13 protein-coding genes are annotated in these 19,573 nt (G+C 57.3%); 9 read left to right on the forward strand and 4 right to left on the reverse strand.

The annotated features are described in order from the left end of the window. Window positions 1-281 precede the first annotated feature (281 nt). The 7 genes from K227x_RS26770 (at window position 282) to K227x_RS26800 (ending at window position 11,700) form a co-directional block, all read left to right on the forward strand. Window positions 282-1,868: a proton-conducting transporter transmembrane domain-containing protein gene (locus K227x_RS26770; protein ID WP_246146319.1), complete on the forward strand. Its 1,587-nt coding sequence runs from the start codon at window positions 282-284 to the stop codon at window positions 1,866-1,868. A 64-nt stretch (window positions 1,869-1,932) separates the two neighbouring features. Beyond that, window positions 1,933-4,590 (forward strand): YbcC family protein, encoded by a 2,658-nt coding sequence (locus tag K227x_RS26775; protein WP_145175247.1) that lies wholly within the window; start codon window positions 1,933-1,935, stop codon window positions 4,588-4,590. Window positions 4,591-4,736: 146 nt separating this feature from the next. Then, window positions 4,737-4,985, forward strand: coding sequence for a hypothetical protein (locus K227x_RS26780; RefSeq protein ID WP_145175250.1), 249 nt, complete (start codon window positions 4,737-4,739; stop codon window positions 4,983-4,985). 83 nt (window positions 4,986-5,068) lie between these two features. Next, entirely contained in the window at window positions 5,069-7,228 is a 2,160-nt protein-coding gene (locus K227x_RS26785) for a peptidase domain-containing ABC transporter (protein ID WP_145175253.1), read from the forward strand. Next, complete coding sequence (locus tag K227x_RS26790) at window positions 7,225-8,574, forward strand: HlyD family secretion protein (RefSeq protein WP_145175256.1); 1,350 nt, start codon at window positions 7,225-7,227, stop codon at window positions 8,572-8,574. The genes K227x_RS26785 and K227x_RS26790 overlap by 4 nt, the downstream gene beginning before the upstream one ends. After that, on the forward strand, window positions 8,571-10,421 hold the full coding sequence (locus K227x_RS26795) for a TolC family protein (protein WP_145175259.1): 1,851 nt from the start codon (window positions 8,571-8,573) through the stop codon (window positions 10,419-10,421). Before K227x_RS26790 ends, K227x_RS26795 begins: the two co-directional genes overlap by 4 nt. A gap of 595 nt (window positions 10,422-11,016) precedes the next feature. Further along, on the forward strand, window positions 11,017-11,700 hold the full coding sequence (locus K227x_RS26800; protein ID WP_145175262.1) for a PEP-CTERM sorting domain-containing protein: 684 nt from the start codon (window positions 11,017-11,019) through the stop codon (window positions 11,698-11,700). Window positions 11,701-11,914: 214 nt separating this feature from the next. Here the strand turns inward: K227x_RS26800 and K227x_RS26805 are convergent, their stop codons facing one another. Together K227x_RS26805 and K227x_RS26810 are read right to left on the reverse strand one after the other, a co-directional pair. Then, window positions 11,915-13,858: a serine/threonine-protein kinase gene (locus K227x_RS26805; protein ID WP_145175265.1), complete on the reverse strand. Its 1,944-nt coding sequence runs from the start codon at window positions 13,856-13,858 to the stop codon at window positions 11,915-11,917. Continuing rightward, entirely contained in the window at window positions 13,851-14,492 is a 642-nt protein-coding gene (locus K227x_RS26810; protein ID WP_218933564.1) for an ECF-type sigma factor, read from the reverse strand. The genes K227x_RS26805 and K227x_RS26810 overlap by 8 nt, the downstream gene beginning before the upstream one ends. Before the next feature lie 341 nt (window positions 14,493-14,833). On the opposite strand from K227x_RS26810, the gene K227x_RS26815 reads away from it, so the two are divergent. Further along, window positions 14,834-15,613 carry a PEP-CTERM sorting domain-containing protein gene (locus K227x_RS26815; RefSeq protein ID WP_145175271.1) on the forward strand — a complete coding sequence of 260 codons (780 nt, stop codon included), beginning with the start codon at window positions 14,834-14,836 and terminating at the stop codon, window positions 15,611-15,613. 67 nt (window positions 15,614-15,680) lie between these two features. Here the strand turns inward: K227x_RS26815 and K227x_RS26820 are convergent, their stop codons facing one another. Then, the gene (locus K227x_RS26820) at window positions 15,681-17,054 is read right to left on the reverse strand and encodes a Gfo/Idh/MocA family oxidoreductase (RefSeq protein WP_145175274.1); all 1,374 of its coding nucleotides are present in this window, start codon (window positions 17,052-17,054) and stop codon (window positions 15,681-15,683) included. A gap of 89 nt (window positions 17,055-17,143) precedes the next feature. Further along, on the reverse strand, window positions 17,144-18,289 hold the full coding sequence (locus K227x_RS26825; protein WP_145175277.1) for a sialidase family protein: 1,146 nt from the start codon (window positions 18,287-18,289) through the stop codon (window positions 17,144-17,146). 666 nt (window positions 18,290-18,955) lie between these two features. Here K227x_RS26825 and K227x_RS26830 point away from each other — a divergent pair. Further along, a complete protein-coding gene (locus K227x_RS26830) occupies window positions 18,956-19,138 on the forward strand; it encodes a hypothetical protein (RefSeq protein ID WP_145175281.1) in 183 nt (60 codons plus the stop codon). Window positions 19,139-19,573 lie beyond the last annotated feature (435 nt).

Below are 19,573 nucleotides of genomic sequence, written 5' to 3' on the forward strand. Positions count from 1 at the left end.
CTCCCGTCCGAGCCCCGGACCCCTTGAACCAAATGCCGGCCGAAGCGATTTCGATGTCGTCCGGCGAAGCGAACGATTGTAGCACTGAAAAACACGAATTTATTTTCGCGACTCGAATTTCCATAAAAAAAGCCGCAAATGACGGCTTCCTTCACGATTCGGAGCCCTCACGGCGCCCAAATCGTCTCATCCAGAGCCTGCAAAAGGACGAAACTCAATTGACGACACATATGTCGTGCTTTAGATTTCGCGTCTCCTACTTCTCACCTGCGGAGGTTTCGATGATGCTTACTTGGTTGGATTTCCTGCCCGCTGTGATCCCGATGCTGCTTGTTGCAGCGGTCTTGGTGCCCGATTCGGTCGCCAGGCGTGCGGTCGCCCGATTCCGCCACGTCATCACCGTGGCAGTTGCCTGCCAGTTCGCGATCGCGATGTCTCTGCTGGTGCTGAGTGTTCTGGACCGTCCGCTGCCGGGCGGGTCAGACGTCCCATGGATTAAATCGTTCCAACCGTCACCCACGATCCTGATGGACGGGCTTTCGGCAATGATGCTGGCGTTGATCAGCTTCGTTGGCTGGGTCACTTGCCAATACTCGATTCGATACCTCGACGGCGAATCGAACCAAAGTCGTTACTTCCGCTGGGCAGCCTTCACCATTGGATCGGTCAGCCTAATGGTTCTCTCGGGCCATCTGATCATTCTGGTGATGGGATGGATCGCGACCAACTTAGGACTGCATCAACTGTTGGTATTGAATCAGGATCGCGAAGGGGCACGCCGCGCTGCCTGGACAAAGTTTGCATTGAATCGGGTTGGCGACGCCGCCCTGATCACTGCGGTGGTTTTGTTGTACCAACAGTTTGGAACGTTCGGGCTGGTCGAAATTTTCGAATCGGCACGATCGATGGCCAGCGGTTCGATTCCAATCCCGACGGCAATGCATGCGGTGTGCGGATTGTTGGTTGTGACGGCGGTGACCCAATCGGTTCAGTTCCCGTTCCACACCTGGCTACCTGAAACGATGGAATCCCCCACGCCTGTATCGGCTTTGATGCACGCGGGGATCGTGAACGCGGGCGGATACCTAATCATACGATTCGGGCATGTCTTCGCACTATCGCCGGCGGCCCTTTACTCGTTGGTGGCGATTGGGACGATGACAGCATGTTTGGGCGTCGTGGTGATGATGACTCAAACCAGTGTCAAAAAGTCACTGGCGTATTCGACCATCGCTCAGATGGGATTCATGATGCTGCAAATCGGCTTGGGTGCCTACGTCGCGGCAACGCTCCATCTGGTCGCCCACTCGCTTTATAAAGCCAATGCGTTCCTGCGATCCGGCAGCGTGTTGCGAGATCAACAGGCAACACTGGGTTCGCATGATGTTCCACAACCGGTCGCTTGGCCCCAGGTTGCTTTGGCCGCAACGTTGTGTTGCACGATGTTAGCGATCACATGGACGTTGTTCGGAATCTCGGTCTTGGAAAAGCCGGGCGGCTTGGTCCTGGGCGGCATTCTTTGCTTGGCATTGTCACAGTGGGTCAGCGAAGCAATGGGAACCGGGGAACGCAAACTGGTGCTTCTATCCATCGTGATGGCTGGCGTGATGTGCGTGCTATACGCGGCCGGTTTTGCTGCGGTCGGTCACTTGATCGCCGGAGCGGTCCCCACCGTACCGCTTCATCTTGGAAACGCGATCGCGATGGCAGCGGTCGCGATTCCCTTCCTGGGGATCTTTGCCTTGCAGCGTTCAGTGACCTCGGCGAATCCACCTGCATGGCTGAAGCCCGCCTACGTGCACGCATCCAACGGCTTCTACGTCGAACAAATCGTCCGCCGCCTGTCTCGCTCCTTCGCATCCACCTAACCCACGGCGTCCAGTATTCTCCGCGTCCAGTGCCTTCCCCAACCATCCAAGTCCGAGACACACCATGAAATCCATCACCCCAAAGCAAGCTGGTCACCCCCCCTTGTCGGTCTTCATGCCAGCCTCTTATGACGAACCTCATGTCCATCGACAGTTCGAACAATTGTTGGCACAGGTGACCGAAGTGGTCGCCCCGGTATGGCCGCTAAAAGATCTGATCGCCGTCAATCCCTACGCCGGTCTGACCGAACGTCCGTTTTCCGAAGCAGGCGATTACCTGCGAACCTTCTCGCAGTGCGAACTACTGCCATCGATGGCTCACTTCGCAAGCGAGTATCATCGGGGGGCGATCGATCAACGTCACATCGAATCCGCCTTGGGCGAACGAGCCGGTGTCACGGCACAGTCGGTGACCGTCGCCCAAGTGATGGACCTTCTGCAGAGCGATCATCCATCAACTTCCGCCGAAATCGATGCTTTGAATCCACCGGCGAAGCTTCCACGTGTCAGCACGTTGACGGCACACCTCAGCGCGTCCGGCGATATCGATTGGAGCGCCACGGTTTGTGAAGAGATCGGAAAGTTCTGTGCGTCCTATTACCAAGAGGATCATTCCGCCTGGGGCAATCCATGGAAGGATCAACCGCTGTACCAAGCTTGGCGAAGTGCCGCACAAATTGACCGTGGCATCGAACTGCTAGGGTTGGACGGATTCCGCAAATTCGTAAGCGACCTGCCGCATACGGTCGACGCAACCATTCTTCATCTGCTGCAGCGTCTCGATCTTCCCGAATCACTTTGGGAAACCTACTTGCTCGCTCATGCGTTCTCGATTCCCGGATGGAGCGGCTGGACAAAATTCCAAGACATGCAAGACGAATCGATCGAATCGCATGACTTCCGAGGCCTGTTGGCGATCGCACTTGCCTACGATGTGGCGATCAGCGAAACCTTTGACTTTCATATCGATTGGCATTCACTGCTGCGTCACCCAAGCCCGTCACAGACCACTGCAGATCCCGAATCCAGGGCGATTCGAAGCGTGCTACTACTTGCATCGGAGATCGCATTCCGAGATCAGTTGCTAAGCCGACTGAAGCCGTCGACACACACCAGCACCGGTAGGCTTTCCAGCGATTTGGCCGTGGATGGTTTGCCAGCGGGCGAATTGCCGCAGCCAACGCTGCACGCTCACGGGGCAACGAAACTAGCCCAGATCGCTTTCTGTATCGACGTGCGATCGGAACGAGTTCGACGCCACATCGAAGTCGAATCTAATCAGGTCGAAACGCTTGGCTTTGCCGGGTTCTTTGGACTGCCATTCGAATACGTTCCCTTGGGACAAGAATCCGGCAACGTGCATGCCCCCGTCCTGCTGAAGCCAAAGTTTCAGTTAAAGGAAAAACTAGCGGGCTGTGTCGACGAATCGGGACACGATCATTCGCAGGCGGTGGGGAGACGCCAAAGCGTGCGAACATGGCGAAAGCTATGGAAACGTTTCCAATCCTCGGCGGTCGGTTGCTTCTCGTTTGTTGAAACGATGGGACTATTGGATGCGTTGGAACTCGCAGCCCGACTTGGCGGGCGCAGTCTGAAGACGTCGACCCCCGAAACCGATGGCATCGGCGGACACGGACTGCAGTTCAGCTTGTCTCATCTTCAGGACCAGAACGTTACCACGGATCAACAGGCCGATTTCGCCGCAGGCCTGCTGACGGGGATGGGGCTGACCGACAACTTTGCTTCGCTGGTGGCCTTTTGCGGGCACGGCAGCCAAACGGACAACAACCCGTTGGCGGCTGGCTTGGATTGTGGTGCATGCGGCGGACATTCGGGCGCACCGAATGCTCGATTGGCAGCCATGCTGTTGAACGACCGAAGTGTCCGAGCGCGATTGAGCGAACGCGGAATCGAGATCCCGGCCGACACCCATTTCATGGCTGGGTGGCACAACACGACCACGGACCAGATCGAGTGGCTGGACCTGGAATCGGTCCCCGCGTCGCACCAGTCGCGTGTCGCGGACCTGCAATCGATCACAGACGTCGCCGGCGAATTCACTCGACAAGAACGCCAGAGCAGCGTTGGCGAAGCGTCGTCGGACGCTGTCATCGCACGAGCGTCGGATTGGTCGCAAACGCGTCCCGAGTGGGGTTTGGCGGGGAACGCAGCGATGATCATCGGCCCACGCTGCCTGACGAAGAATGCAGATTTGGACGGACGAGTTTTTCTGCACAGCTATGACTGCGATTCGGACCTGAACGGGGATGTTCTGGAAGCGATCATGACCGCACCGATGGTCGTCGCCCATTGGATCAACATGCAGTACTACGCATCGTCGGTCGACAATCGTCACTTCGGCAGTGGAAACAAGACCATCCACAACGTGGTGGGACGATTCGGCGTGTTTTCAGGAAACGGTGGCGACCTGCAATCGGGATTGCCCGAACAGTCGCTCCGCTGTGGGGACCAAGTCCAACACATCCCGCTGCGATTGCAAGCCGTGATCGTCGCGCCGCGTGCGGCGATTGACAAGGTCATCGACAAACATGCCCAGGTCCGGGATCGATTGCAAAACGCGTGGGTGCACCTGATCGCAATCGAGGGCGACCATCGCTATCGATACCAAGAAAACGGAGATTGGGTTCAGTTGCATCAGGACTTGCCAAAATCGATGGATTGGCTTGATCCGCAACCAGAAGTCTGCGGGTCACTGGTTTAACCGGCCCCGACGCGGGCAATGCAGTGAAGCACCTGGCATGCGGAAGTCGCCAAGACGTTTGGTGATCCCACAACCCTAGGAGGAAACGGTTGACGGTTAATCGATTGAGTGAGCCGTAATCGCGTGAGCGGCCGGGAATCCCCCCAATGCCCGCGGCCTCACGGCCAGCGGCTCACCATTGCCGTTGGAAGTTCGACTTAATCAACGAAACTCTTGACGAGTTCCGCTACGAGAAACCGCCCCAAATGTGGGGAATGAACGCTTCACAGCTTTGCGCTGCGGGGCCAGGCTGGCACTTCACCGGCAAGATCCAAGCCATTGTCGCGACGGGATGCACTGCCAAACGGCATTGGCATGACAGGATGCAGTACCGCATGATGCGGCAAAAATCATAGACCCTTCTTTGCGGTTATATGCGAAGATTACTGACCTATTCCATTTTCAACATTCGTTCTTCGATAACTTTAGTCTGACGCGTATGGACCCAACTCATCACACCGACTCGGTCGCCCCTGACGATCAATCGGTTCTTCGGGCACTGACACGGGTCGGGCAAAGCCTGAATGTTCCGATCGATTTGGCGGATGTTCTTTCGAATGATTCGATGCCGACCGGCGAAGATTCATTGTGGGTGCTGCAGACGAGCGCCACCCAGGCGGGCATCGTGCTGGACGAAACGCACCTGGAATCGGGAAAGGAGGCTTTTGGTTTTCTTAGCGAAGGGCACCCGGTCGTGCTTGCCTATGACGACGGTACGCTGCGTGTCTTAGAAAAAGCGAATTGGCGTTCGGTCGAGATGTTCACGACCAGCGAGCAAGTCAATTCGAAAGTGATCAGCCGCCGACAACTTACCAAGCTATTTTCGTCTTCAGACCAACCGCGGATGCTGATCGCCCGCAAACAGTTCGAGTGCGAATCGATCTCTGCCAGTTCGCCGGGGCACTCTGGCGATCACGCACATCCCACCCCGCTGCGACGATTCATCGGATTGTTATCGCTAGACCGGGGCGATGTCGGGATGGTCGTGTTGTTCGCATTGGTCGCAGGCGTGCTGACACTGGCGACACCTTTGGCGGTCGAATCTTTGGTCAATGTGGTTAGCTGGGGGACTCAGTTTCAACCGTTGATCATTTTGGGATTGATGTTGTTGACCTGTCTTAGCATCGCCGGCGTGCTCCGCGTGCTGCAGACCGTGGTGGTGGAAATCATCCAACGTCGCCAGTTCGTGCGGATCGCAAGCGACCTGGCCCACCGGTTCCCGCGTGCCAACCAGGCCCATCTCGAAAGCGAATATCCGCGTGAGCTTGCCAATCGTTTTTTCGACATCATGACGATCCAGAAAGCAACCGCGGTGTTGTTGCTAGACGGGGTTTCGATTGTTCTGACGACCGTCTTGGGGATGATCGTACTGGCGTTCTATCACCCGTTCCTGTTGGGTTTCGACGTCGTCCTGGTGATTTCGATGGTGTCGATCATTTGGGTGTTGGGTCGAGGTGGCATTCGCACATCGATCGAAGAATCGGTGGCCAAGTACCGGGTCGCACACTGGTTGCAAGACGTGATCGCGCAACCATCGATATTCAAGACCAGCGGTGGCGAGGTCTTGGCGATCCAACGAACCGACCGTTTGACCGCGGATTACATCGCCGCCCGCCAGCGGCAATTCCGCGTCGTCATCCGTCAGGTTGGTTTTGCAATGGTGGTCCAAGTGGTGGCTTCGACTGCTTTGTTGGCCCTTGGCGGATGGTTGGTCATTGGTGGTGCATTGACCCTTGGCCAATTGGTCGCCAGCGAATTGATCGTGACGGTTGTCGTGGGCGCATTTGCCAAAGCGGGGAAGTCGCTGGAAAAGTTCTATGACTTGATGGCGGGCATCGACAAAGTTGGGCACCTGATCGATATCCCGGCCGACCAGAAGATCGAGATCGGAGCGGTCGACGAAGGGCCGGCAGCGGTTTCGTGGTCCAACCTGTCCTTTCGCGGAACCGGATGGAGTTCCAAGATTCCCTCGGCCACGATCCGACCTGGCGATCGTGTCGCCATCACCGGCGATGACGTCAGCGGCCGGTCCTATCTGGCCCGCGCCGTCGCTGGTTTGACAGATCCGCGAGAGGGATTGATCCAGATCTGTGGAATCGAAGCCGCTCAGGCAGCCACCTCTGGAATGGGAAAATTGGTGGCCTATGCCGGGATGCGAGACATCTTTCATGGGACCGTTCGTGAAAACATTGACTTGGGACGTCGCGGGATCGGCCAACACCGGGTTCGCCAAGTGGTCGCCCAAGTTGGCTTGACCGCCACGATCGAGCAGTTGGAAAACGGCTTGCAAACGACATTGCAAACCGGTGGCCACCCGCTTTGCGACGAGCAGATTGTCCGCTTGCTGGTGGCACGTGCGTTGGCCGTTCGCCCCAAGTTGCTAGTCATCGACGGTTTGCTGGACGACCTAGATCCATCGACGCGCGATTCGCTGTGGCAACACATTGCGGCGGTGCCCGACGAGTGGACTCTGCTGGTGTTTACCAATCGAAGCGATGTTGCCGATCTCTGCGACCAGACCTTGTTCCTGCGCCAGCAGTCATCGGCCGATACGAATTCATCTGACAATCCAACATCCGACCCGAAAGCCAACTCATGATTTCCGTCTTTCCATCGTCCGATGATTTTGCGTCGATGCAACTGGTCCGCACCGGCAACTGGATCCGCTTTGTCGGTCGGCTAACCCTGCTGGGATTATTCCTATCGATCATTGCGATGTTGTTCTTGCCGTGGCAACAAACCGCCAGCGGTGTGGGAACGGTGGTGGCCGTGGATCCGCAGAACCGCCCGCAACCTGTCCGCAGTCCATCGAAGGGGGTGGTGGAGTACGTCAAACCGGGACTGCGTGAGGGGAGCTACGTCGAAAAGGACGAACTGTTGCTGCGTCTATCACCGTTTTCGGTGGACGGAGTGTCACAGATCGATACGCAAATCATTGCGATTGAATCCAAGGAAGCGGCAGCCTGGTCCGGGCTGGAGGTGGCCAAGCAAGCCGTCATGCTTCAAGAAAGCGGTGGCAAAAGTCTGACCGAATCGCTGAAACAGGATCTGGAGGCTGCCAAACAAAAATGGGAACAATCCAGGAACGAAGTCTCTTCGCTGGAAGCTGAACTGCAGGACAAACGCAACCAATTGCGAATCGCCGAAGACGTTGCCGACAAAGGCTTGGTGTCCCGCGAGGAACTGTTCAGCAAACGACAGTCGGTCGAATCCCAAATCGCAAAAGTCCAGAAAGCACAGAACGCGGTCCACGAGTTATCGGCGGCGCTGATATCCAAAGAAGAAGAGATCGAATCGAAACTTCAAGACATCGCTATCAAGAACCGAAGTGCCGAACAAAAGGTGCTCGAATCGATGCAGAAGATCAACACGATCGAAAAAGAGGTTTTGGACCTACGCAATAAACGCGGCGAACTCGATCGGCTAGAGGTGCGTGCGCCGCGATCCGGCCGAATCCAGGAATGGTATGGCGTCGAAGGCAGCGACACGATCAAGGAAGGCGACCAGTTGTTTGTGATCGTGCCGGACACAGAAGTCCTGGCAGTGGAGATGAAGGTGAGTGGCAATGACATGCCGCTGATCCGAGAAGGGGCCCAGGTGCGGCTGCAGTTCGAAGGCTGGCCGGCCGTCCAATTTGTCGGATGGCCATCGGTCGCCGTCGGCACTTTTGGCGGAAAAGTCAACCGAGTTTTCCCGACCGACGACGGGAGAGGCAACTTTCGGGTGCTGGTGACCCCGGAAAATCATTTTGATCGGGAGAATGGTTGGCCGGATGACCGATACCTACGGCAGGGCGTCCGCGCAAACGGGTGGGTGCTGCTGAATCGTGTTCCTCTGGGCCAAGAGATATGGCGTCAATTGAACGGCTTCCCGCCGGTTGTCTCCCGGCAAGAGCCTTATCAACCCAAGGAAAAGTCCACCAAAGTCAAGTTGCCCAAGGCATGACCTTTCCATCCGACGCGAAACGAAGCCCACGGTTGATACCACCGCGGGGACTGTCGTCCATCGGCCTGCGGTCCCCGACTCTGCTGTTCGCTATTCTGCTGGTCCACATTCTGCTGGTCCACGTTGTCCTGTTTTCCGGTCGCACCCAGGCCGATGATCCATCGTCGGTTTCCGAGGGTGCGGTCGACACGATGACGTTTGCGCAGTTTTTGGCGATCACACAAGATGACCTGATCGATTCGTCGTCGGGCGCAACATCGGACGATCCTAGCGATCCCGATTCGTTGCCGGATCCGACGGGCTCCGCCCCAACCGGGTCGGCCGATCCAAACGCCGATCGTCCGCAAGCAGATTCCGATCGATACTCGGACGATGCGCTGATGCTTGCCGATGTCATCGCCAGTGTTTACAGGTCCTATCCAGAGATTCTACGCGCTCGCCAACAGGCTGGACTGACAAGCGGCGAGATGTTGTCGGCACGCGGCGCCTATGACACCAAGTTCTTGACGTACTCGCTTTCCGAGCCAACCGGGTTCTACGAAAACTACCGCAACGGCCTGAAACTGGCGCGCCAAAATTGGTGGGGTGGATATGTCGAAGCAGGCTATCGCATCGGACGCGGCTACTATCAACCCTGGTACAAAGAACGCCAAACCGATGACGCGGGCGAATTCAAACTGTCGATCGCACAACCGTTGTTGCAAGGCCGCGCCATCGACCCACAACGCGTGGCTGTTTTCCAAGCTGCATTGGCACAGCAATCCGTTGGCCCCGCCATTCAGCAAGCCCTGCTAGGTGTATCTCTAGAAGCGACGACGACCTATTGGCAGTGGGTCGCCTCGGGAGCGGCATTGCAAGCGCAGCGTGAACTGCTGCAACTAGCAGAAGAGCGCGGCCAGCAATACGAGGTCGGGGTGGAAGCAGGCAAGTTCGCCGAAATCGACCTGATTCTGAACCAGCAGTTGATCGCAGAACGATCGACCAAGGTGTTGGAAACCGAGCGTAAGTATCGCGAAACCAACTTCAAAATGGGCTTGTACCTGCGAGACGATTTGGGACGCCCGATCGTGCCTGACGATCAGTGGGTCCCACGACGCTTCCCCGACATTCAAGCTCCGCCGCCCAGCGACTTCCAAACGGACCTGGCCGCCGCATTGACGCGACGACCAGAACCACAAATCTTGCAGTATGAAATCCGTGGCATCCAACTCGATCGGCAACTCGCCAACAACCAAATGTTGCCGCGGTTCGAATTCATCGCCGAAGCATCGCAGGACATGGGCGAACCGGCGACGAAGTCGGATGATAAAGGTGAGTTCGAATTGGTGATCGGATTCACCAGCGAGGTCCCGATCCAACGACGCAAAGCACGCGGCAAAATCCAGTCGACGACGGCAAAGATCGCACAGACCAACGAAAAACTTCGCTTGGTTCGCGACAAGATCGGCGTCGAGCTGCGCACGGCTTACAACTCGCTGATGCTGTCCGGACAGATCGTCGATCAAGCCGAGGTTTCGTTGCGAACGGTCATCGAAACGCTGGATCGTTATCGGTTTGCCTTCGACCGAGGCAAGATCGACCTGATCTACCTGAACCTGCTGGAAACGAAAGCCAACGAGACCGAGATCAAGTTGATCGAAGCTCAACAGAATTGGTTCGCGGCGCTGGCACAGATGCAAATCGCACTGGGGTTGGATCCACTGGAACAGGCCATGACGGTGTCCTCCCTTCCGCCCAGCCAACTGCCCACCTCGCTGAATCTGCAGGACCCCAAAGATCAACCCGCCGAGGCGTTGCTGAAAGACTGGGGACTCCACGACCAAAAAGCACGCCAGCAAGCCGACTGATCCGCCGCCCACCGCGAAGGCATGCCCGGCTGCAGTATCGCTGCGTTCTGCACCGCAGTCCTGCGTGAACGCCCTCTTCGATCAGAGCTACCTTCATGTGATTTTGGTCACTGGACGTCTGCGGCCAAACCGATGGGGCAGCAAGCTTATAGCGTTCGGCGATCGCATCGCTGTCTAGAGATGCCGCGGTTGGCGAAATTCTTTGGCCAAATCCTCGCAAAACCAGCGATCGACTGATCGACGCAGGTCCCGGATTCCTGGTTGTTGGCCAAGCCCATCGGGGCATCCTTCTCAGCGATTTGTGGGCTATGGGTGAATAATTCCCGGTGGCCACTATCAAGCCGAGATCCTGTTCAACTTTGACTACAGCAACAACGTCGGTAACGTTGGATTCCTTGATCCGACCGAAGGCATCGCACGGCAGGCGGCCTTAGACACCGCGGGTCAATTGTTCTCGAACCTGTTTGGAAGCCATTTTTCCAACAGCGGAACGATTTCGTTTGCGGTCACCAGCACGAATGACACGGAATTAACGACGCTTGCGTCTGCGGGTTCGAACTTTGAAAAATCGCCAGGCACTTTTGGAGCCGGTGAAGTGATCCGAAACAAGCTGGTCTCTGGCTCTGACGTCAACGGAGCGAGTTTGGATGGGTATGTGGACGTGAATTGGGGCTACGCCTGGGAACTTGACCCGAATACACCAGCAGTTGCCCCGGGTGCAGGCCAAACGTTCGACTTCTACGCCGCGATGTTCCACGAATTTACACACGCACTGGGCTTCGGCAGCGAGATTTCAGGTACTCCCGCGGCAGACCGGTTTGATGAAGGCAGTACGGAATCGGGAACGCCAGGTAGCTGGTCGAAATGGGATGAGTTCTTAACGGACAAAAGCGGTGCTAAGCTGATCGATCCAAACACCCAGATAGTCGACGCGACCGCATTCGCGAATGCACAGACCGACGGCGGCCTGTTCGCAGGCCCCAACGCCTTTCTGGCTTTCGGATCCCAACCGAACCTGTTTGACGACCCAGACCAAAGCCATCTGGATGAAGCGACATTTTCGATGCCCACGAAGGACATGAACTTCATGATGAAACCCAATCGTGACTACGGCCCGCAAGAAGCCCGAACATGGAGCAGCCTTGAAATCGGCATCCTGACGGATCTTGGCTATTCGCGAGTGAGTGCGGTCCCCGAGCCGAGCACGTTCGCGGTGATCTTGGTCGGCATCCTGGCTGTCGAAACACGTCGTCGACGACGCGTACAAGTGGCAAGCTAGTTCGTAGCCGGTTGCAGCGTGATGCAAGGTGTTCTGTTGACCGCGGTACGTCGGATTGCTCGGCCATCGCGGTGCACACCTGCCCTAACCACGACTTGCAGCTGAAACACAACCATGCTGGTCGGTAGCCGCCGACGGCACGGCAAGACGCTGGATCGCAAAGACTGCTGCACCTCCCCTCAGCACTCCTTTCAACACTAGCGGGGCCGCTTGGCTATTTGGCCCAAGCGGCTTCGATCAAACTCGCTCTCCAGCGAAACGGCGTGCGATCCGTAGTTGCCCGCCCCGCACCCTCGTGAAAGTCGAACAGCGCGACCGTCGATTCCAAACTCGTTAGGTCTTCGATCGTCTGCGCCGGCCGGGGCAACGGTGACTTGGAAAGGCGAATGCGGCGCAGGTCCCCTGCGAAAAACCGCCCATTGCTTTCCCCCGGAAACAGATCCCTGGGAACACCACCAAAACACAGAACCGGATCGCTGGATTGAATCCGATACTCTAGCGGCCGGGTGCTGATCGGTTCCCCGTCTAACCAAAGTTTCAAATCCGTCCCTCGCCGCTGCGCCGCAACAACGCTGGTCTTGCCGAACACGATTTGCTGATTAGAAACCACCAGAGTCGATTCACCGTCACGCAGCGATGCAACGCCCCATTTTTGTCCGTTTGCGGTGAACAAGATCAAGCTTTCGGAACCTGTCCAGGTAACGATATTCGCAGGCACTGCCCCCATGCGTGGTGTCACCACGACTTCGATCATCGCGTCATCGCCGACGGGAACATCAAATTCGGGAACGATTGCGTAACTGCCGCGGCCATTGAAACGGACTGCCGATTCATCCCGATGGCCGGCCGTCCAGGCAGACGGCGACTGCGGTGCAACCCACCACCCCCCCAACCCGATCACCCCACAGGCTGCGACAGCCACGGACAGACGACGTGCAAGTCGTCCGCGGCGACCTGCACTGCGTGATCGATCTGGATCCGATCCGGCAGCGTGGTAACCCGACAGTTCGCTGACGACGTCGGCCATCGAAGCCGGTCGGTTGGCCGGATCTTTGTCCATCATGCGATGAACAAGTCGACTGATTCGGTCGGAGACGCGGGCCGCAGACGAGAGGTCCGATAGAGCAGGCGTTGGCGAATCGGCGTGCTTCAAGATCACATCGATCGGTGAATCGCCCGTGTAGGGAAGACGCCCACTGATCAGAAAGAAAAGCGTACATCCAAGGCTATAGATGTCGCTGGAGACGCCTGCTTGTTGCGGTGACCGAGCCTGTTCCGGCGCAAGAAACTCTGCGGTGCCCATCATGTGATGCGACTGCGTCAGCGGATCGGTTGACGAATCGCGATCCCGTTCCCAATCCAGTCGAGCGATTCCCAGGTCAAGGATTTTGACTTGCCCATCCGATCCGATCACAAGATTGCTAGGCTTTACATCTCGGTGAATCACGCCCGCATCGTGTGCGTATCCCAAACCCTGCGCCGCTTGAATTCCAATCTCGATGACTTCGGATTCAGGCAACGGCCCGCGTGCACGAACCGCGGCCGAAAGGGTTGCCCCTTCGACCCATTCGGTTACCAGGCACCATTCACCGTCGACGTCTCGCGCATCAAAAGCGGTGACGATATTTGGATGCGACAACGATGCCAGCGACTGAACCTCGCGTTTGAATCGTTTTCGTGCCACCGGATCTTGATAGACATGCCGCTGCATCAACTTGATCGCAACCTGACGCCCCATCAGGCTGTGCCGGGCCCGATAGACTTGCCCCATACCGCCGCTGCCGGCCAACTTCTCGATCACATAGTCGCCAATGCGGTGGCCGGGTTCAAACCGGTTCCCGGCAACCTGATCCGCAACGGTCCCATCGATAAGAGTGTCCACCAAAGATTTCGCCAGGGACGGAAATTCATCTTCATAGCCGCCCCGCTGAACCGGCAACCCAAACCTACGTCGGTACTGGATATCAAGTGCGACCAGTTCTTCGACCAACGTCCTAGCCACGTCCGGATCGCTGCGATCGACGGTATTCCAAAACTGCGACAGCGAAGCCGCGCGTGTCTGTTGCCACAGTTGTTCAAACTGGTCGCAGTAACGATTGACGACCATCATCTGTTCAGGCAACAAAGAATCGAATGCCGAAGGTGTTGGGTCAGTCACGATGGAACCGTGCCTCCCAGATCGCTTGGATGGTTTTCAACTTGCGTTGGACCGTGCGCGGCGAACAGCCCAACAATTCTGCAATCTCGCCCGCCGAGTTCCCTTCGATGCTTCGGATGGCAATGATCTGCAAATCATCGTCTTGCGTTTGCCGCAAGCAATCCAGCAGGCTATCGAACGTCTCCGATGCGGCCGCTAGGTTTGCCGGCGACGGTTCGCAGCTGCGCAGTTGCTCGATCGCCGGTTGGGTTCCACCACCGGCCGGGCTGCCGGGTGGATTCCGCTTGATCCGATTCTCGTATCGAATTTGGTCGACGGCTTTGTTCAGAGTGATCGTGACCAGCAGCGGCCATAGATTGACATCGTCTGGATCAATCGAAATGCGACCGGAGCGTACGCCGAGACAAAAACTTTTGAACGCGCTAAGGGCAACGTCTTCTTCGTCTCGACCTGCGGTGGAAGCGCCGACCAAGCGTTGCCGAGCCAATCGCACCATCCGTTGAAAGTACAGATCCCAAAGTTGGGACGTGAACTCGGGATCACCTTTTCGCAGCTTGGCATGCCAATCCGAAAATGCGAGATCGTCGAGGTTCGGATCGTTCGCGAAGGCATCCGCCACGGTCGTATCCGTCAATCCGGGATTCGAAAAAGGTTGCCAACGATCACGCCCAAACAACGCCAATAAGCCACAACAACTCGGTGCCAGGACCGTGGCAGCCCAAAGTGCCCGATCAGTGTTCCCTCGTCCTGCAGCATCACCCAAGTGTAGTTTGATGCGTCCGGCCGATGTAGCAAACGGTTGCCATAGACCGCTATTTGCCGGTGGAAACTGCGATCCAGCGGACCCCAATTGCATTCACACCCGAGGCGAACGACAAAATTCGACATTTTTGTCGCGATCGCGATCCTTTGGCGAGAGACCTTTTGCGACGGCAATTTTGGTCCCTTCTAGCCTAACAACACTGCGTCCCCCACATGAAGCGTCTATTCCAACTCTTGTTGACCGTGCCCGCAATCATGGCCTCGTTGGCGTCCCCCAGCGATGCCGATCTGGTCACCGTCATCAACCCCAGCTTCGAAGACATTCGTGGCGAGAACTTCACCAATGGATTCACCTTTGGTCCGCTCGGCGGTTGGGACCTTTACGATCCCAATGGAATCACCAACGGCGGCGCTGGCAACACCTATTTCGTCGGCACGCTGACACCGGCCGCCAATTCCCCCTTCTTCCCATCCGGCGCGGCCGATGGGCAAAGGGTCGGCATTGCGTTCAACTTCGCCGGCAGCGGTGGGCAGGGCGAATACGGCATGCAGCAAACCTTGGCCGCCACGCTTCAGCCGAACACGGCCTATTCGCTGGACGTTGAAATCGGGAACATCGCTTCGGGCACCTCCTTCGACCTGAGCGGTTTTCCCGGCTACCGCGTCGATCTGTTGGCAGGCGGCGTTGTGGTTGCCCAGGACAACAATTCACTGAACGGCTTGATCGCCGAGGGCGACTTTGAAACAAGCAACATTTCGTTTGCGACAACGGCCTCCCATGCCCAGCTAGGCCAGGCACTTCAAATCAGGCTCGTGAACCTAAACCAGATCGACGCCGCGTTCCCAACCGCAGACCTTGAAGTGGATTTCGACTTCATCCGACTCCGTGCAACCGCAGTGCCCGAACCATCTAGCCTAGCCGCACTGCTGATCGGAATCGGGATGGTCGCAAGGCGTCGATGGCGTCGCGGGGACCGTTGTTCGGCCCCATAGTTCGGCCCCATCGTTCGGACGACTGCTTGAACCGCCGTTGGGAAAACCGCGTGGACGAATCGGCCGGTTAGCCGAGTCCGGGAACGTTCCATCCATCGCGATAGGTTCGCGAGACCAACGCCGTGGCTTCTGGGCTGTTGGTGAATGTTTGGCGATCGCGGTCCCAGTGAAGCCAATCGTTGCCAACTCGGTCCGCCATCGCGCCGACCAAGACTGACTCGGTCAGCGGCCCTCCGTGGCTAAAGTCGCCACATGCCTTGCGACCTTCGACGACGGCATTCACCCAATCATGGTAGTGATCTTGCTTGGCCAATTGGCTTTGGTTCTTGTCGGCGGGAAACTTCGATTCGGGCAACACCACCGGCATCCCGCGGCGATAGTTCTTGAAAATTGTTCCTGTTTCGCCAATCCAACAGGTCCCCGATTCCGGCAACACATCGACTCCCGACGGCAGAGGGATTCGGCTGACGTCCGGTCGCATCTCGCCGTCATGCCACGTCAACTTAACGGTATCGGCAGCGGTGATATCGCTTCCGGGGAACACGAGTTCCACCTTCCTCTGTTTCCCCCACAACGGTCCGGTCGTGGTCGGTGACAACTGACGCACGCGCAGCGGCGCGGTCAATTTCAACGCGTCAAAGCTGATGTCAAAATGGTGGCATCCCATGTCGCCCATCTCGCCGACACCAAACCCATACCAGGCACGCCATGTCTGCGGATGATAGGTGTTGGCGAAATAGGGCCGAGGCGTTTGCACACCCAACCAGAGGTCCCAATTCAAGCTTGCTGGGACCGCGTCACCCGAACCGCTGATGTCGGTATTCTTGGGCCACCAACCTAGTTTCTTGTTCTCCCACAGGATCACTTCCTTGATCTTGCCGATGACGCCACTGCGAATCAGTTCGACCGTGTGCCGACTCTCGATACTCGAACGACCTTGATTGCCTAACTGAGTGACGACACCTGCCGCGGCCGCCTCCTGAGTGATCACACGGCATTCGTGCAAGGTACTGGCCATCGGTTTTTGCAAGTACATATGTTTCTTTGCACGGATGGCGGTGACCGCCGGCGCGGCGTGCATGTGATCGGGCGTGCCGATGGTCACGGCATCAAATTTGTCAGCATGTTCGGCCAACAACTCGCGCCAATCTTGGTGCACAGACGCATCGCGATGCTTCGCCGACGCAGCCGCCAAGTAGTTCGAATCAACATCACACAGCGCAGTAATCTGCACCTTGGGGTGGGACGCGACGCTCTCCATCGTTCGCTGGCCCATGCCGCCGACACCTATACAGGCAACTTGCAATTTCGAATTCAGCGACTCGCTGCGAACGATCGCAGGGCAACCGATGACTGCCACCGAAGCTGCGGTAGCGTTTCGTAAAAGCTGGCGCCGGGATAGTGAACGGCTAGGGGTGTCGGAGGTTGCCAAATTCTTCATGACGTATTCCCAAAGGCGGGATGGAAGGGGAGGGCGGGGAGGGAGTTAGCAGGAGGGCAGGGGAGGGAGAGCGGGATAATGCGGCGGGATCACAGTTTGCTTGGATCCACCACCGCGTGTTTGACGCCTTCCCGGTTATAGGTATAGACGATATTCAGAAGCCCATCTTTGGTTTGGATGATGGCCGGGTAACTATACTCGCCAAAGTGACGCCGACGGTTCACGTCGGTGGGATGGGGGCCCGTTTCATTTTCGAGCGTCAGAACGGGTTTCCATGTTTTGCCGTCCGACGAAATCGCCAAATTCAGAATCCGGCGAGGCTTCAGAACGGGGCCGTTCTTCGGCTGCCCAGCGCCGTCGCTATGGTTGTAGATCAACACCTGACGCCCATCTTTCAGGGTCACCGCATCGGTGCCGGAATTAGGATTGGGCAGCTCGGTGGCGGTCAGCGCGCCCCACGTTTTCCCGCCATCCTTGGACCAGCTTTGGACGATGCATTTTTCTTGGCTGCGACATAGGATCTGCATTCGGTTGTCGGGGTAGGTCAACAGACTTGGTTGAATCGCATGAAAGTTTTCGCCGGTCTGAATCGGCCCGATGACTTCCCACGTCTTGCCCAGATCCTTGGTGACTTCGAAGTGCACCCGCCAATGGGAAGATCCGTCCGGGTAATCGATCTCGGTACTGGATGGGCAAAGGATGGTGCCATCGGCAAGTTGAATGGGCTTATTCTTGACCGGTCCGATCAAGTGCCCGATCGTGTGGGCTTCGCCAAGCTTGGTAGGCCAGGACCAAGTCTTGCCGCCGTCATCCGAAGTCGTCAGCATGCCCCACCACTTCCGCGGGTGCGGACCGACTTTATAGAAGAGCATCAGCGGGCCCTTGGCAGGTTGAAACAGCACCGGGTTCCAAGCCGGATAGCGAAGCGTCGACGACTGAACCCCGTTAACAACCTCGACCGGATCCGTCCACGTGCCGTCTTCCAGACGCGAGACGCGAATGCCCACGTCGGGATCACGCTCTCGAGTGCCCGCGAACCAAGCGGCAACCAACCCAGTAGGTGTCTCGGCGATCGTGGACGCGTGACTTTCTTTCGTGGGCTTGTCCGCAAGGTCAAAGATCTGCTGCGAAGAAACCAGCGCGCCTTGGCCGACCACCGCAACATCGGGAACGTCAGCGGCTCGGATCGAAACAGTGACGACAACCGAAAACAAGAACGCGAGTAGTTTGTTCATGAGCCGCTTGGGATATTGCACAGATGCGAAATCGCGACGAATCGGTCTAGCCGTTTGCGGCTGCCGGTCGGGTTGCTAGGTGGGTCGTGCAGGGCAGGGTGAATTTCATGGATGACTTCCCAACCTAGCCTCGCCAGATACCGAAAACAAGCCAAACCGACGCAGGCTTGCAAAGCGAAAACTCCGACGGCACTCGCTTGCCAAGCGAACACTACCGTCAACTTGCGTTGACACCACCACGCCAAACCCGTGTGCCAGCTTCAAAATCCAAAATCCGAATCCAACCCCATTCCCCCCCCAGCGTCAAGTTCGCATCGACCGAACCGCTGAATCGACGACTCCAACAAGACGCCCCCGCCAAGACATATCGAGCGCCCGTTGAATGGGTGAATCATATCGAAGCCAACAGCACGTCTCGTCGCCGAACGAGGGCAATCAGCCAATCCTGCCCACCTCTGCGCACAGTTGCCCACTACTGCTCACTCGGTCCGCCGGCTCGCCTTGAACGCGACCGGATCACCGCACCGTTTGCGAAACCACTCACGTGGCTCGGAACAGTCCCGAATGGGATTCGTTCGGACAGTTCAGATTTGCCGTTCCAAGGCAGATTTTGGAACGGCATTTGCATCAAGTCCTAGTCCCCACTCTCCAACAGAATACACAATCATGAATACCCAAATAATCAGCGAATTCGGCACACTCGAGGTCGGTGACAGTTTTACCAGCGAAGGTGAAACGTATACCAAAGTTGATCGCACTTTCGCGTCCAGCGGCGATAACAAAAAGTTTCGCTTCTACACCGACGACAAGGTGGTCCCTCAGCAATCGAGCGGAACCAGCGCCAGCTAGTTAGCGAACACGCAGCCGGCCGCATCGCGGCTCAAAACCGGAGCGGCACAGATCCCTTCCCCGGTGCCCAGCAGCCCCACTCGGGCGGCTCGCTCGCTTCATCCGCCGCCGATCCCCGTCGTGCTTGCGGATCATTCTACCGGTCACCAAACCCGGCCCGGCAAAGGGCAGACAGCAGTTCCCTCTCTTTGCCCCACGCTCGACCCACCGATGGTCGCCACCGCTCCCCCGATCGGTGCATTCTCACCGGCACTGAATGTGTCAAACGAAGCATTATCGGCGATGACCGTAGTCTGCTTGCTGATTTCAGTTCCCAATCCTGAATCGCTGCTGCAAGAACCGTTGGTTCAACGAACCGTTCTTTAGCGCAGGTCAACCTTCCCCAGCAGGCTGCCTCTCGGCTCGCAGGCGCTAGCCTTGCTTAGCCCCATTGAT

Origin of the sequence: Rubripirellula lacrimiformis, from assembly GCF_007741535.1 — a bacterium.
GTDB lineage: Bacteria > Planctomycetota > Planctomycetia > Pirellulales > Pirellulaceae > Rubripirellula > Rubripirellula lacrimiformis.